The organism is Mesorhizobium sp. M0998 (assembly GCF_040318885.1).
GTDB lineage: Bacteria > Pseudomonadota > Alphaproteobacteria > Rhizobiales > Rhizobiaceae > Mesorhizobium.
Genome location: NZ_JAMYND010000011.1, coordinates 138354 through 154121, shown reverse-complemented (window position 1 = coordinate 154121; position 15768 = coordinate 138354). Strand labels below are relative to the sequence as shown.

Here is a 15768-nt window from a genome sequence, read left to right as displayed (position 1 = left end):
TACTGCCGGCTTTTTATTTCGGATGCTTCGCGGCGTTCAGCCGACGATCCGACTAGCAGTCTCTGATTGTTGTGGGGATCGGCAGGTCAACGCGGGCAGGTAGCGCTAAACGCCTGACCTGGCTACTTATACCTGCCGCGGCTCCAGCGACACGTGGAGCCTCAAGGAACAATCCGGTGGAGTCATGCCTCTGCTCTCCTTCTGTTCGTTGCGACTGTCGTCGAAGCGCTCATCGCATAACCCGCGGCGTCTCGCAGGCTAGCCCCAGGCCGCGAGGCCATCGAAAGACGGCCGGCTTCGTTGACAATTGGATTCTGCCCCCATGACGCGGGGACGTCAACCTTGAATAGCCGGGTTGCCGAAAAATGTGATCGCGAGACGCTTTGTGAAGCCGGCTGCGCGGGCAGCTTTTGTCAGGAGCGTGTTCGGCCTTTGTTCTTTCCGCTTGCCCGTTCGCGCGAAAGGCGGTTAAACGCTTTGGTCGGGAGTTGTGGCGTCTCTCGAAAAGGCGGCGAAATTACCTACATAGGGGGTGGTCGGGAAAACCCGCCCATCCCACGAATTCCAGATTCTGAGGCGGCGACCGGCGATGGCCGACCATAAATATCTCTCCATTCGCGGGGCACGCGAACACAATCTGAAGAATGTCGATCTCGACCTGCCGCGTGACAGCCTGATCGTCATGACCGGCCTGTCGGGGTCGGGCAAGTCGTCGCTTGCCTTCGACACCATCTACGCCGAGGGCCAACGCCGCTACGTCGAGAGCCTTTCGGCCTATGCACGGCAATTCCTCGAAATGATGCAGAAGCCTGACGTCGACCAGATCGACGGCCTGTCGCCGGCCATCTCCATCGAGCAGAAGACCACCTCGAAGAATCCACGTTCGACGGTCGGCACCGTCACCGAGATCTACGATTATATGCGGCTTTTGTTCGCCCGCGTCGGTGTACCCTATTCGCCGGCCACCGGCCTGCCGATCGAGAGCCAGACGGTTTCGCAGATGGTCGACCGGGTGCTTGCTGTCGAGGAAGGCACCCGGCTGTTCATTCTGGCGCCGATGGTGCGCGGCCGCAAAGGCGAGTACCGCAAGGAACTGCTGGAGCTGCAGAAGAAGGGTTTTCAGCGCGTCAAAGTCGATGGCGTCTTCTATGAGATCGCCGACGTGCCGGCGCTGGACAAGAAGTACAAGCACGACATCGACGTCGTCGTCGACCGCATCGTCGTGCGCGGCGATCTGGCGACGCGGCTCGCCGATTCCATCGAGACCGCGCTGAAGCTGGCCGACGGGCTGGCAGTGGCGGAATTTGCCGACAAGCCGCTCGACGCCAGCCAGACCGGCGAGGATTCGGTCAACAAATCGAAGAACGAGACGCATGAACGCATGCTGTTCTCGGAAAAGTTCGCCTGCCCGGTATCCGGCTTCACCATTCCCGAGATCGAGCCCAGGCTATTCTCCTTCAACAATCCGTTCGGCGCCTGCCCGACCTGCGACGGGCTCGGCAGCCAACGCGCCATTGATGCCAGCCTGGTCGTGCCCGACGAGAATGTCTCGCTGCGCGCCGGCGCCGTCAGCCCGTGGGCGAAGTCGACCTCGCCCTATTATGCGCAGACGCTGGAAGCGCTGGGCATTGCCTATGGCTTCAAGCTCGGCGACAAGTTCAAGGATTTGAGCGAGGAGGCAAGGCAAGCCGTCCTGCACGGCACCGGCGAGCGCGAAATCACCTTCCATTATGATGACGGTCTGCGCTCCTACAAAACGACGAAAACCTTCGAGGGCGTCATCCCCAATCTCGAGCGCCGCTGGAAGGAAACCGAATCCGCCTGGATGCGCGAGGAGATCGAGCGCTTCATGTCGGCCACGCCCTGCCCGGCCTGCCGCGGCTATCGGCTGAAGCCCGAGGCGCTCGCGGTCAAGATCGCCGGCAAGCACATTGGCGAGGTCACCGAGCTGTCCATCCGCAAGGCCGACCAGTGGTTCACCGATCTGCCCGCTTCGCTCAACGACAAGCAGAACGAGATTGCGGTGCGCGTGCTCAAGGAAATCCGAGAGCGGCTGCGCTTCCTCAACGATGTCGGTCTCGATTACCTGACGCTGTCGCGCAACTCCGGCACGCTTTCAGGCGGTGAGAGCCAGCGCATCCGTCTTGCCTCGCAGATCGGCTCCGGCCTGACCGGCGTACTTTACGTGCTGGACGAGCCGTCGATCGGTCTGCACCAGCGCGACAACGCCCGCCTGCTCGACACGCTGAAGCATCTGCGCGACATCGGCAACACGGTCATCGTCGTCGAGCACGACGAGGACGCCATCCTGCATGCCGACTATGTCGTCGATATCGGCCCGGCTGCCGGCATTCATGGCGGCCACATCATCGCCCAGGGCACGCCGCAGCAGATCATGGCGACGCCCGCTTCGATCACCGGCAAATACCTGTCGGGCGAGCTCGAAGTGGCGACGCCGGCACGGCGCCGCGAGGCCAAGAAGAACCGCCGGCTGAAGGTCGTCGGCGCGCGCGGCAACAACCTGAAGAACGTCACCGCCGAAATCCCGCTCGGCACGTTTACCGCCGTCACCGGCGTATCCGGCGGCGGCAAGTCGACCTTCCTGATCGAGACCCTGTTCAAGGCGGCGTCGCGCCGCATCATGGGCTCGCGCGAGCATCCGGCCGAGCACGACCGCATCGAGGGGTTGGAATTCCTCGACAAGGTCATCGACATCGACCAGTCGCCGATCGGACGGACGCCGCGCTCCAACCCTGCCACCTATACCGGCGCCTTCACGCCGATTCGCGACTGGTTCGCCGGCCTGCCGGAGGCCAAGGCGCGCGGCTACCAGCCGGGGCGCTTCTCGTTCAACGTCAAGGGCGGCCGCTGCGAGGCCTGCCAGGGCGACGGCGTCATCAAGATCGAGATGCACTTCCTGCCCGACGTCTACGTCACCTGCGACGTCTGCCACGGCAAGCGTTACAACCGCGAAACGCTGGACGTGCTGTTCAAGGGCAAGTCGATCGCCGACGTTCTCGACATGACGGTCGAGGAAGGCGTCGATTTCTTCGCCGCCGTGCCTGGCGTGCGCGACAAGCTGGAGACGCTGAAACGGGTCGGCCTCGGCTACATCCATGTTGGCCAGCAGGCAACGACTTTGTCGGGCGGCGAGGCGCAGCGCATCAAGCTTGCCAAGGAACTGTCGCGCAAGGCGACCGGCAAGACGCTCTACATTCTCGATGAGCCAACCACCGGCCTGCATTTCCACGACGTGGCCAAGCTGCTTGAAGTGCTGCACGAGCTGGTCGACCAGGGCAACACGGTGGTCGTCATCGAGCACAATCTCGAGGTGATCAAGACGGCTGACTGGGTACTCGATCTTGGCCCCGAAGGTGGTGACGGCGGCGGTGAGCTGGTGGCGTCCGGCACGCCGGAGGACATCGTCCGCGAAAAACGCAGCTATACCGGACAGTTCCTGAGGGAATTGCTGGAGCGGCGCCCCGGAGGCAAGCGCGAAGCGGCGGAGTGATGGTAAAGAACGGTCTCATCACGGTCCAAAGCCGCTTCGGCGTGGCCGAAACGATCGATCGCCTGGTCGGGACCGTGGAACGCGCAGGATTGCTGGTCTTCGCCCGCATTGACCACGCCGCCGGTGCGCGCAGTGTCGAAGCTTCCCTGCGTCCGACCCAGCTTCTGATTTTTGGCAACCCGAAAGGCGGCACGCCGCTGATGCAGGACCGGCAACTTGCCGGCATCGATCTGCCGGTCAAGGCACTGGCTTGGGAGGACGAGCAAGGCAAGGTCTGGCTCTCCTACAATGACGCGCACTGGCTCGCTGAGCGCCACGGCTTGGGCGACGCCAGTCGCAATGCCGTCGCCGCGATAGCGGCCGGCATGGACAAGGTGATTGCGGCCGCTGTCGGCGCGGGCCAGTTTTGATCATGAGAGCCGCTCGGGCCGATGATCTCCCCACGGTGATCTCGCTCACCACCGACGCCTACGCGCCCTACACTGCCCTGCTCGGCGCACCGCCGATCCCTGTCACCGAGGACTACGTGCCGCGCATAGAACGCGGCGAGGTCTGGCTTTCGGAGCAGGACGGACAGCCGGCCGGCTTGATCGTTCTCGAACGACATGCGGACCATACAATGATCTTCAGCGTCGCCGTTGCGCCCGCCTTTCAAGGCAAGGGTTTCGGTGTCGCGCTGCTCAATTGGGCTGAGCAACAGACGCGCTTGTGGAGCTTGCCTGAAATCCGACTCTACACCAATGCCAGAATGGAACGGAACGTTTCGTTGTATAAGGCCTACGGCTTTCGCGAAACGGGTCGCCGGCCCAATCCATATCGGCCAGGATGGACGGCCGTCGACATGGCGAAAGCCGTCGAGACGACCGCCATCGCGTGATCCTTTTCTGCAAACCGGGAGGACGACCATGACTCAATCAGGAACAATCCGCGCCGGCATGGGCGGCTGGACCTTCGAGCCGTGGGACACGTCCTTCTACCCGGACAAATTGTCGAAGGCCAAGCAACTGCATTATGCCAGCCGGCAGGTGCCCACTGTCGAGGTCAACGGCACCTATTATTCGAGCTTCAAGGAGCCGACCTTCGTCAAATGGGCCAACGAGGCGCCGGATGGTTTCGTCTATTCGCTGAAGGGCAACCGCTTCGTCACCAACCGCCGCGTGCTCGGCGAGGCCGGGGAATCGATCATGCGCTTCCTCGGGTCGGGCGTCGCGGCACTTGGCGACAAGCTCGGGCCGATCTTGTGGCAGTTCGCGCCGACCAAGAAATTCGACCCGGACGATTTCGAGGCCTTCCTCAAGCTGTTGCCGGAAAAGCAGGACGGCGTTGCGCTGCGCCACGCGGTCGAGGTGCGCAACGACAGCTTCGTCGTGCCGGAGTTCGCCGCCTTGGCGCGAAAGCACAAGGCCGCCATCGTCTATGCCGACCACGCCAAATATCCGGGGATTGCCGACGTCACCGGCGATTTCATCTATGCCCGGCTGCAGACCGGCAGCGACGACAATCCCGATTGCTACACGCCAAAGGCGCTCGATGAATGGGCGGCGCGCGCAAAAACCTGGGCGGAAGGCAAGGTGCCGGCCGACCTGCCGCGTGTCGCTCCTTCAACCGACGCGCCGGTCAAGCCACGCGACGTGTTCGTCTACTTCATCACCGAGGGCAAGGTCCGCGCTCCATTCGGCGCCATCGCGCTGATGAAGCGGGTCGCAGGCTGACGCCCCCGCTGTCGGTGATCTGCCTGGCCGGGTCCTCAATTACCGGCTATGCGGCGCGTTCATCCGAACGCCGATCAACCCTGACGATCTCGTTGAAAGCATCGAGATCGATATAGAAGACCTTGGTGATCTCCGCGATGAGTTCGTCGTGGTCATACCCCTGCGATTTCAGAATGTTGATGGCTGTCAGGATATCGACGCGCTCCGTGAGCCGTCGTTTCTGGTAGTCCTCGACATAGCGCTCCATTGACTGGCCCTGGCTCCCAAGCACCCGAAATGTTGGACGACAACAGATCGCTGGAAGGGCTTGCGCGCAAGCGTGCGGACGCAGCCGCGCCTTCCCCTGATCTGCCAAGTTGAAACTGCTACGGAAAGCGGCCGACTCACCAAGGCCAAGCAAAATCTAGCACGCAATCTGCAGCGCGCCAGAGTTGCAAAGTAATGGAATCAATAAGAATTCAGACAGTCAGGAATTTGCGGACGTCCGCCCGGTCGAGATCCTCGGCGGGGCCGGTATGGACGATCTGTCCGCGGTCCATGATGTTGACCTCGTCGGCCAATTCCCGGCAGAAGTCGAGATATTGTTCGACCAGAAGCACGGCGATACCGGCCTGGTCGCGCAGATACCGGATGGCGCGGCCGATGTCCTTGATGATCGACGGCTGGATGCCTTCGGTCGGCTCGTCGAGCACCAGCAGCTTCGGCCGCATCACCAGCGCCCTGCCGATGGCAAGCTGCTGCTGCTGGCCGCCGGAAAGATCGCCGCCGCGGCGCGCGAGCATCTGCTTCAGCACCGGAAACAATTCGAAGACGTGACCGGGAATGTTGCGATCGGCGCGCTTCAACGGCGCAAAACCCGATTCGAGGTTTTCCCGCACCGTAAGCAGCGGAAATATCTCCCTGCCCTGCGGCACGAATGCGATGCCCGACCGGGCGCGATCATACGCCGCGCTCCGGTCGAGCGCCTTCCCCTCGAAGGCAACGCTTCCGCTCGTCAGCCGGTGATGGCCGACGATCGATCTCATCAAACTGGTCTTGCCGACGCCGTTGCGGCCGAGCACGCAGGTGATCTTGCCGGCGCCTGCCTTCAGCGAGACGCCGCGCAGCGCCTGGGCAGCGCCGTAGTGCAGCGTGGCATTGGAGACTTCGAGCATGGTCAGCGCTTTCTCCAACGCCTGAAGAACGAAAGGTCGAAATGATGGAACGGAACGCGCCAGACCATGTTCATCTCCCCAGATAGACTTCGACGACGCGCTCGTCGGCCGAAACGAAGTCGAGGCTGCCCTCGGAAAGCACCGAGCCTTCGTGCAGGCAGGTAACCTTGACGCCGAGCTCGCGCACGAAATGCATGTCGTGCTCGACGACGATGACAGAATGGTCGCGCGCGATATCCCGGAGCAGCCGCGCGGTTTCCTCGGTCTCGGCGTCGGTCATGCCGGCAACCGGTTCGTCGACCAGCAGCAGCTTCGGATCCTGCGCCAGAAGCATGCCGATCTCGAGCCATTGCTTTTGGCCGTGGCTCAGATTGGCGGCGAGTTCGTCACGCTTGTCGCCAAGCCGGATGATGCCGAGGATGTCGTCGATCTGCCGCACGTCCGCGGCCGAGCGACGATGGAACAGTGCCGGGAAGATCGAGCGCGGGCCTTTCAGCGCCAGCATCAGATTGTCCTCGATCGTGTGGCTTTCGAAGACGGTCGGCTTCTGGAATTTACGGCCGATGCCCATCATGGCGATTTCGGCCTCGTCGTGTTTGGTTAGGTCGACCTCACCGTTGAAGAAAACTTCACCCGCGTCGGGCCGCGTCTTGCCGGTGACGATGTCCATCATCGTCGTCTTTCCGGCGCCGTTGGGGCCGATGATCGCCCGCATCTCGCCCTTGTCGAGCACCAGCGAAAGGTTGTTGATGGCGCGAAACCCGTCGAAGGAAACTGACACGCCGTCGAGATAGAGGATGGTGTTGCTCTTCGACATCAGGCCATCACTCCGCCGGCTGCGGTTCGGCGCCGGAGGCCGACCAGTCGCCCGGCCTTCTCGCCGCCGAGCGGTCGGTTTTCGGCGGCACCGGCGCATCGGGATCGATGCCGGCTTCTTCGGCAACCGAGGCCGCCCGCAGCGCCTTGGCGTTGCCGCGCCAGGAATCCCACATGCCGATGATGCCCTTGGGCAGGAACAGCGTGACGGCGACAAACAGTCCGCCCAGCGCAAACAGCCAGAATTCAGGCAGCACGCCGGTGAACCAGGATTTACCGGCATTGACAAGAAGCGCGCCGATGATCGGCCCGACGATGGTGCCGCGCCCGCCGACGGCCGCCCACACCACCACCTCGATCGAATTGGACGGCTCGAATTCGCCAGGGTTGATGATGCCGACCTGCGGCACGTAAAGCGCACCGGCGATGCCGGCCATCACCGCCGACACGGTGAAGGCGAACAATTTGACGTTCTCCGCCCGCCAGCCGAGAAAGCGTGTGCGGCTTTCGGCGTCGCGCACCGCCATCAAAAGCTTGCCGTACTTGGAACCGACGATTGCCCAGGTGACGAAGACGGCAAACGCCAGCATGACGGCGCTGGCCGCGAACAGCGCCGACCGCGTCATGTCGGCCTGCACGTTGAACCCTAGAATGTCCTTGAAATCGGTCAGGCCGTTATTGCCGCCGAAACCCATGTCGTTGCGGAAAAAGGCAAGCAGCAGCGCATAGGTCATCGCCTGGGTGATGATCGACAGATAGACGCCGGTGACGCGGCTGCGGAAGGCAAACCAGCCGAAGACGAAGGCGAGCAGGCCGGGCACCGCAAGCACCATGACCGCGGCAAACCAGAAGTGGTCGAAGCCATACCAGAACCATGGCAATTCCTTGTAGTTAAGGAACACCATGAAATCCGGCAGCAGCGGATTGCCGTAGACGCCGCGCGAGCCGATCTGGCGCATCAGATACATGCCCATCGCATAGCCGCCGAGTGCGAAGAAGGCGCCGTGGCCGAGCGAGAGGATGCCGCAATAGCCCCAGACGAGATCGAGCGCCAAGGCGAGCAGTGCATAGCAGAGGTATTTGCCGGTGAGCGCGACGATATAGGACGGCACGTAAAACGCACTTGTCGGCGAGACCGCAAGATTGAGCAGCGGCACGACGATTGCAACCGCCAGCAGGATGAAGATGGTGATGGCGACGCGGCGGTCGGCGCCGGCGGCAAAGAAGCGTCCCGTGATCATGCTTCCACCGACCTGCCCTTTAGCGCGAACAGACCGCGCGGGCGTTTCTGGATGAACAGGATGATCAGCACCAGGACGACGATCTTGCCGAGCACTGCTCCGGCATAAGGTTCGAGGAACTTGTTGACGATGCCGAGCGAGAAAGCGCCGACCAGCGTGCCCCAAAGATTGCCGACGCCGCCGAAAACGACGACCATGAAGCTGTCGATGATGTAGCCGCGGCCGAGATTGGGCGAGACGTTGTCGATCTGGCTGAGCGCGACACCGGCGATGCCGGCAATGCCGGAGCCGAGTGCAAACGTTAGCGCATCGACCCAAGGCGTCCTGATGCCCATCGAGGCAGCCATGCGGCGATTGGCGGTGACGGCACGCATCTGCAGCCCCCAGGGCGTGCGTTTCATCACGTAGAGCAGCACCGCGAACACGCCGAGCGCGAATACCAGGATCCAGAGCCGGTTCCAGGTCACGGCAAGCTGGCCGATATTGAACGAGCCGGACATCCATGACGGGTTGCCTACCTCCTGGTTGGTCGGCCCGAAGATGGTGCGTACGGCCTGCTGCAGGATCAGCGACACACCCCATGTCGCCAGCAGGGTTTCCAGCGGCCGACCGTAGAGATAGCGGATCAGCCCGCGCTCGATGACAAGGCCGACGAGCGCCGCCACCAGGAAGGCCAGCGGCAGGGCGATGACCAGCGACCAGTCGAACAGGCCGGGAAAGGAATTGCGAATAACCTCCTGCACGACGAAGGTCGTGTAGGCGCCGAGCATGACCATCTCGCCATGCGCCATGTTGATGACGCCCATGACGCCGAAGGTGATGGCAAGGCCAATCGCCGCCAGCAGCAGCACCGATCCGAGCGATATGCCGTACCAGATGTTCTGGCCGGCATCCCACAGCGCCAGCGTCGAATTGATGTCGGCGATCGCCGCGGTCGCCGCGTCCTTCACCGCACCTTCGGAACTGGCCTCTACCGACGTGAGCAGCGACACCGCATCGCGGTCGCCGCGCGCACTGATGAGCGCGATCGCGCCCAGTTTGTCGGCCTCCGGCCTGTCGGAAACGAGAATCGACGCGGCGCGGGCCTGTTCTAGCAGCGCCTTGACGCTTGCCACGCTCTCATTGGCGATCACGGTGTCGAGCGGCTCGATGTTTGCCGCGTCCGGCGTCTTGAACATTGTGTCGGCGGCGGTAATGCGCACGGCCGGGTCCTTGGAGCCGAGCGTCAGCGTGCCCAACGCATCGCGAATGACGCGGCGCAGCGTGTTGTTGACCTTGATCTTGGTGATGTCGGCCTTTGCAGCTTCGCCCGATCCTTCGCCGGTAAGCGCATCGAGCAGCTCGATGCCGTCGCCGCTCTCCTTGCCGACAAAAACCAGTGAATCGGCCTTGCGCACGTAAAGGCTGCCCTCCGCAAGCGCGGCAAGCGGCCGTTCTACGGCCGGATCGCCGGAAGCCGCAAGCTCCCGCACCACGGCTTCTATCGCCGGAAAATTGGCGGCGGTGGCGAATTTGGCGATGACGACGCGCAGATCTGCTTCGCTGGCGTTCGACGGCAGCAGCGTCCCCAGGAGAAGGAGCAGCATCAGGCCAATCGCGCGGATCAGGATCATTGGTTTCTGGTGGCTCTTGAAGATTGAATGTTGCCTCCGGGCAGGCTGGAGGAGGAGCCTGCCCGGAGGCTTGCGGGTCTGGGAGGACAGACCGGGAGGATCAGTTGGTTCCCTTGCCGCCGCATTTGCCGGTGGCAACGTTGAAGTTGCCGCAGGACAGAGGCGCGCGCCAATCGGAGATCAGGTCCTTGGAGTCAGGCAGATAGTCGGACCACTCGTCGCCCATCACCAGGCCGGGCGTCTGCGAAACGGTTTCGAACTGGCCGTCGGCCTGGATTTCGCCGATCAGCACCGGCTTGGTGATGTGATGGTTCGGCATCATCGTCGAATAACCGCCGGTCAGGTTCGGCACCGAGACGCCGACCATGGCGTCGATTACCTTGTCCGGATCGGTGGTGCCGGCCTTCTCGACCGCCTTCACCCACATGTTGAAGCCGATATAATGGGCTTCCATCGGGTCGTTGGTGGTGCGCTTGTCGTTCTTGATGAATTTGTGCCAGTCGGCGATGAACTTCGCGTTCTCGGGCGTGTCGACGCTCTCGAAATAGTTCCAGGCGGCGAGATGGCCGACCAGCGGCGCAGTGTCCAGACCGGCAAGCTCTTCCTCGCCGACCGAGAAGGCCATGACCGGGATGTCCTCGGCCTTGATGCCCTGGTTGCCGAGCTCCTTGTAGAACGGCACGTTGGCGTCGCCATTGACGGTCGAGACCACGGCGGTCTTCTTGCCGGCCGAGCCGAACTTCTTGATCGCCGAAACTTCGGTCTGCCAGTCGGAGAAGCCGAACGGCGTGTAGTTGACCATGATGTCTTCCGCAGCGACGCCCTTGGCCTTCAGATAGGCCTCGAGGATTTTGTTGGTGGTGCGCGGGTAGACGTAGTCGGTGCCTTCGAGAACCCAGCGCTTCACCGAATCGCCGTCCTCGCTCATCAGATAGTCGACCGCGGGAATGGCTTGCTGGTTGGGCGCCGCACCGGTGTAGAACACGTTGCGTTCGCTCTCCTCGCCCTCATACTGGACGGGATAGAAAAGGATGTTGTCGAGTTCGCTGAACACCGGCAGCACCGATTTGCGCGACACCGAGGTCCAGCAGCCGAACACCGCCGCGACCTTGTCCTTGGAGATCAGCTCGCGCGCCTTTTCGGCGAACAGCGGCCAGTTGGAAGCCGGATCGACGACCACCGCCTCGAGCTTCTTGCCGAGCAGGCCACCCTTGGCATTCTGCTCTTCGATGAGCATCAGCATGGCGTCCTTCAGCGTCGTCTCCGAGATCGCCATGGTTCCCGACAGCGAATGGAGGATGCCGACCTTGATGGTGTCGTCGGCCGCCTTGGCGGGAACGCTCATCAGCAGGCCGGCGGTGACCACGCCGGCCGAAAACATTTTTGTTATTGTCGAGAAACTGCCCCTCATACTTTTAAACTCCCAAGCTGGTTAACTGCATCGGAACAGACCATGCAACGGCTGTGCCAATCACCGGCGAAAGATCGGAGGGTTTGAGATTTCCCAGCCCTGTCAGTCGGTTAATGTATTAGCCGCAGGAGATGAACCTCGCCTGCCAGGTTTGAAATGAGAAAAGATCACTCGTATCAGCCTAAGTTTTACTCATATACAGGCCAATGCCCGAATTTTGAGCAGCATCATATGAGCGCTGGCGAGGATTGCAGCGCCGCAGCGAAATGGGGCAAGTTCGAACCCTTAAACGAGCGACGCCATGGCCTTCCGAACGTCTTGCATTTTCATCACCATGCTTCTGCTGGCGACGACGACCGTAGCGCGCGCCGGCTTCAGCGACGGCAAGCTGCCGGACGGCTCCTATCATTGCGAAGTCTATCTGCTGGGCATGTTCCTCAGCCTCGGCGACATTACCATCAAGGGAAACGTCTATAGCGGTCCGGTTAGCTTCGGCACCGCGCCGCAGAGTTATAACTACCAGATGGATGCAGACGGGGTGATTACCTGGCTGGGTCCGCTGGGCGGCTACACCAGCGGTGGCAACTCGATCTCGCTTACGCAAGCGACGCTGGAAAGCGGAACCACCCCGTCCTTCGACATCATCATGAAGCAGCCAGACGGCGCCTTTACCGCCTCGACCTGCACGAAGCGTTGAAAAGGAACCTGGCGAGGTTCCGTACTCCGAAGTAGAAGCCGCCTAGCTCTCCGCCGCCATGTCGAGCGCCAGCCGGGTCATATCGGTGAAAAGCCCCTGGCGTTCGGAATAGTCGGTCTGCTCGCCGGTTGCCACATTGTCGACGACGGTCAGGATGGACAGCGCCCGGGCGCCGAAATCGGCCGCAATGCGGTAGAGTGCGCTGGTTTCCATATCCACGGCGAGCGCCCCCTGTGCCTGTGCTTCGGCAAAGCGTTCGCGCCCCAGCGGATGATAAAAAATATCGCTGCAGATCGTCAGTCCGGCCCGATGGTCGATGCCGAGTTCCGAAGCGCGGGCCAACGCCTGGGCCAACAATGCAGGATCGGGGCCGGCATCGGCACGATAGAGACCAAAAACCTGGCCGCTCTCCGCATTTTCGCCGCGCACCGATTGTGCGATCACCAGGCTGCGCAGCGCCATCTCGGCGGTCAGGCCACCGCAGGTGCCGGTGCGGATCAACGTTTTCGCACCGTAGAAGTCCAGCAGCTCGTGCACGTAGACCAGGAATGACGGGACGCCGATGCCGGTGGACTGGATGCTGACAGGCTTGCCGCGAAACAACCCGGTAAAGCCGAGCGCGCCGCGGCGGCGGTTGACGCAGCGCGGCGCTTCCAGAAAGGTCTCCGCCATCCATTCAGCGCGCTGCGGGTCGCCCGGCAGCAGCACCGTGCTTGCGTAGTCGCCTTTGCTAGCCTCGTTGTGTGGCGTCACGGCATGCTTTCCAAAACCCGTCGCCCGTTTCGCCTGTAATCATGGCAGTCTCACGACATTGCGCAAGCGGAGCGTTGGAAGGGTCAGGATTCCAGCATGTCCTTTACGATCGTGGCCAATTGCTTGAGCGAAAACGGCTTCGGCAAGAAGCCGAAATGCGCGTCGGCCGGCAAGTTCTTGGCGAACGCGTCTTCGGCATAGCCGGACACGAAGATAAACTTGATGTCGGGCTGCCGTTTGCGCAATTCGCCAAGCAGCGTCGGGCCATCCATTTCCGGCATCACCACGTCCGACACCACGACGTCGACCTTGCCGCCGAGCGCTTCGTAGACTTCAAGCGCCTCGACGCCCGACGACGCCTCGTGGACGGTGTAGCCGCGCGATTTCAGCGCCCGCATGCCGCCCATGCGCACGGCGTCCTCGTCTTCAACCAGCAGCACCGTGGCCGAGCCCGACAGATCCTTGGCTGAGTCGGTGATCTTGGCAGGGGCGGCCGGCACTTCTCCAGCCTCGCCCGCCTTCCTTGCCTCCGCAATGTGCCGCGGCAGGAAGATGCGGAACACGGATCCCTTGCCGACTTCGGAATCGCAGAAGATGAAGCCGCCTGTCTGCTTGATGATGCCATAGACCATGGACAGGCCGAGTCCGGTTCCCTTGCCAACCTCCTTTGTCGTGAAGAAGGGCTCGAAGATCTTTTTCAGCACATCAGGCGCGATGCCGCTGCCGCTGTCCTCGACCTCGACCAGCACATAGTCGGCCGGAGTAAGTTCGCGGTAGGAAAAGGTCTTGCACTCTCCGGCGCTGACGTTGCGGGTGCGCACCGTGAGGTCGCCGCCGGCCGGCATCGCATCGCGCGCATTGACCACCAGATTGACCACCACTTGCTCGAACTGCCCGATATCGACCCTGACCGGCCACAGGTCGCGGCCATGGTCGATCTTGAGCTTGATATCGTTGCCGACCAGCCGGGCAAGCAGCATTCTGAGATCGGCGAGCACGTCGGTCAGGTTGAGCACCTCCGGCCGCAGCGTCTGCTTGCGCGAGAAGGCCAGCAACTGCCGCACCAGCGAGGCCGCCCGGTTGGCATTCTGCTTGATGTTCATGATGTCCGGGAATGACGGATCGGACGGCCGGTGGTTGGTCAACAGCAGGTCCGAGGCCATGATGATGGCGGTCAGCACATTGTTGAAATCATGCGCGATGCCGCCGGCGAGTTGGCCGACCGCCTGCATCTTCTGGCTCTGCGCCATCTGGCCCTCGAGGGCCTTTTGCTCAGTGGTCTCGACGGCATAGACGATGGCCGATTCCTCGGCGCCCTCGCCACCGGTACCGTCTGCGACCGCGTTGACGTAGAAGCGTATGTGACGCTCCTCATTGCCGGGCAGCACCGTATCGATCGGCTCGATGTCAGCCTGTTGCTGGCGTGCCTTTTCGAAGGCCGCGGCGAAAGCCGGCCGGTCGCGCTCGTGGATCACCGTATCCAGCCGCACACGCCGATCGACCGCGTCGCGGTCGACGACCGAGGAAAACAGCGACAGGAATGGCGCATTGGTGCGCAGGATGCGGCCGGCATGGTCGACGCCGGCTATCGCCATCGGCGTCGAGTTGAAGAACCGCGTGAAGCGTATTTCCGATGCGCGGAGGTCGGCCGAAGCGTCCTCGCCTTGCGTCCGGTTGAGCACGATGGTGCGAGTCGGGCCGTTGAGACCCTCTCGGCTGGCCGAGACACGATGCATGAAGCGCACCGGCAGCGCCTCGCCGGTCATTGTTGTCAGATCGAGGTCGATAACGGCATTGCGCGTGGTACCAGCGTCGGCCTTGACCGACCGGACCAGCGCCATGCCGTCGCCGGCGACGATCTCCGGCAGCGTGATGGCGCCGGGAGTGAAGCTGGCCAGGTCGATGCCCAGCCACTCCGCAAGGGTCGCGTTGATATAGGTTACGCGGCCTTCCTGGTCGGCCGAAAAGAAACCGGCCGGCGCATGGTCGAGGTGATCGATCGCCTTTTGGAGGTCGAGAAAGAACCGCTCCTGCTCGGCCCGTTCCCGCGAGATATCGGCAAGCTGCCAGGCAAGCATGGGCAGCCGCTGGCCGGGAACGCTGAAGGCGCGAGCCCGAACGCGGTACCAGCGCGCGCCCGGTTCGGCGCCTGGCCGAATGGACTGCGCGAGCCGAAACTCGCCGTCGCCCGGCTGGCCGTCCCGCAGGCCGGACGCCAGCCGGTATATGGTCACCGAGGCCTCGGGAACGTCTGAAAGCAAACCTTCGACGGTCTTGAGGTCGGCGGCCGACTCGGCACCCGTCATATCGGCATAGGTCCGGTTGGCGTAGATGATACGGCCTTTGGTGTCGGTGACCAGGAGACCTTGCGACATCGAATCGACGAAAGCTTTCGACAGTTCGTCGCTTGTCGAGCGCGGCGTGATGTGCACGAAGCCGATCGCAGTGGCGAATAGAAAGCCGACGCCGATCATCGCCAGCACGCCAAGCATGCCAAGCAGGAATGGATCGCCAAGGCGCTCGCGGAAAAGGCCGAAGACGATCGCTGCCCCAGTCAGGACGACGATGAAGACGATGAGCCGGGTGACCGCTCCCGGTCGCGTGTTCTGGTCGACGATAGGTACCGGATAGAAATCGCCGCGCGCTTCCTTGGCCATGTGCCCCCTGCTCGTGAATTCCGGTGTCGGTTGAATCATATTCTCAGGGTTGGGAAAAGGCCCGGCTGCAGATGTCCGCTAAAAATGACGCCGTTCGGCTCCCGGCGTTTCAAGCTGTTCACGAAGCGTGAAAGGCAACTTGCGGTGGCCTGCCGCAACAGTCTAGTGTCGCTTCTCTTCGAAAGCTGATTTTGGGGGAACCA

The 15768-nt window shown here is 62.4% G+C and carries 13 protein-coding genes; 5 read left to right on the top strand and 8 right to left on the bottom strand.

Features of this window, described 5'->3' with window-relative positions:
- The first annotated feature begins 589 nt into the window (after positions 1-589).
- Genes uvrA through NKH59_RS13300 form a run of 4 tightly spaced genes read left to right on the top strand, consistent with a single transcriptional unit; the run spans position 590 to position 5223 of the window.
- Positions 590-3511: an excinuclease ABC subunit UvrA gene (gene uvrA / locus NKH59_RS13315; RefSeq protein WP_353022156.1), complete on the top strand. Its 2922-nt coding sequence runs from the start codon at positions 590-592 to the stop codon at positions 3509-3511.
- Entirely contained in the window at positions 3511-3921 is a 411-nt protein-coding gene (locus tag NKH59_RS13310) for a DUF302 domain-containing protein (protein WP_352872479.1), read from the top strand. The genes uvrA and NKH59_RS13310 overlap by 1 nt, the downstream gene beginning before the upstream one ends.
- A complete protein-coding gene (locus tag NKH59_RS13305) occupies positions 3918-4388 on the top strand; it encodes a GNAT family N-acetyltransferase (protein ID WP_353022154.1) in 471 nt (156 codons plus the stop codon). Before NKH59_RS13310 ends, NKH59_RS13305 begins: the two co-directional genes overlap by 4 nt.
- A gap of 28 nt (positions 4389-4416) precedes the next feature.
- Positions 4417-5223 carry a DUF72 domain-containing protein gene (locus tag NKH59_RS13300; RefSeq protein ID WP_352455697.1) on the top strand — a complete coding sequence of 269 codons (807 nt, stop codon included), beginning with the start codon at positions 4417-4419 and terminating at the stop codon, positions 5221-5223.
- Between the two features lie 46 nt (positions 5224-5269).
- Here the strand turns inward: NKH59_RS13300 and NKH59_RS13295 are convergent, their stop codons facing one another.
- The 6 genes from NKH59_RS13295 to urtA all read right to left on the bottom strand — a co-directional run bounded on the left by NKH59_RS13295 (position 5270) and on the right by urtA (position 11458).
- On the bottom strand, positions 5270-5470 hold the full coding sequence (locus tag NKH59_RS13295) for a hypothetical protein (RefSeq protein ID WP_353022152.1): 201 nt from the start codon (positions 5468-5470) through the stop codon (positions 5270-5272).
- Positions 5471-5681: 211 nt separating this feature from the next.
- On the bottom strand, positions 5682-6377 hold the full coding sequence (gene urtE, locus NKH59_RS13290; protein WP_126041867.1) for an urea ABC transporter ATP-binding subunit UrtE: 696 nt from the start codon (positions 6375-6377) through the stop codon (positions 5682-5684).
- Between the two features lie 70 nt (positions 6378-6447).
- On the bottom strand, positions 6448-7194 hold the full coding sequence (gene urtD / locus NKH59_RS13285) for an urea ABC transporter ATP-binding protein UrtD (RefSeq protein WP_023674855.1): 747 nt from the start codon (positions 7192-7194) through the stop codon (positions 6448-6450).
- 7 nt (positions 7195-7201) lie between these two features.
- Positions 7202-8434: an urea ABC transporter permease subunit UrtC gene (urtC, locus tag NKH59_RS13280; protein ID WP_023674854.1), complete on the bottom strand. Its 1233-nt coding sequence runs from the start codon at positions 8432-8434 to the stop codon at positions 7202-7204.
- Positions 8431-10047 (bottom strand): urea ABC transporter permease subunit UrtB, encoded by a 1617-nt coding sequence (gene urtB, locus NKH59_RS13275; protein ID WP_352540606.1) that lies wholly within the window; start codon positions 10045-10047, stop codon positions 8431-8433. Before urtB ends, urtC begins: the two co-directional genes overlap by 4 nt.
- 100 nt (positions 10048-10147) lie before the next feature.
- Complete coding sequence (gene urtA, locus NKH59_RS13270; RefSeq protein ID WP_352540607.1) at positions 10148-11458, bottom strand: urea ABC transporter substrate-binding protein; 1311 nt, start codon at positions 11456-11458, stop codon at positions 10148-10150.
- Between the two features lie 301 nt (positions 11459-11759).
- Here urtA and NKH59_RS13265 point away from each other — a divergent pair, with 301 nt between their 5' ends.
- Entirely contained in the window at positions 11760-12155 is a 396-nt protein-coding gene (locus NKH59_RS13265; protein WP_352502497.1) for a hypothetical protein, read from the top strand.
- A 42-nt stretch (positions 12156-12197) separates the two neighbouring features.
- Here NKH59_RS13265 and NKH59_RS13260 read toward each other — a convergent pair whose 3' ends face one another.
- Together NKH59_RS13260 and cckA are read right to left on the bottom strand one after the other, a co-directional pair.
- Positions 12198-12908 (bottom strand): purine-nucleoside phosphorylase, encoded by a 711-nt coding sequence (locus NKH59_RS13260; protein ID WP_352502496.1) that lies wholly within the window; start codon positions 12906-12908, stop codon positions 12198-12200.
- Between the two features lie 83 nt (positions 12909-12991).
- On the bottom strand, positions 12992-15565 hold the full coding sequence (cckA, locus tag NKH59_RS13255; RefSeq protein WP_352540608.1) for a cell cycle histidine kinase CckA: 2574 nt from the start codon (positions 15563-15565) through the stop codon (positions 12992-12994).
- Positions 15566-15768: the final 203 nt, after the last annotated feature.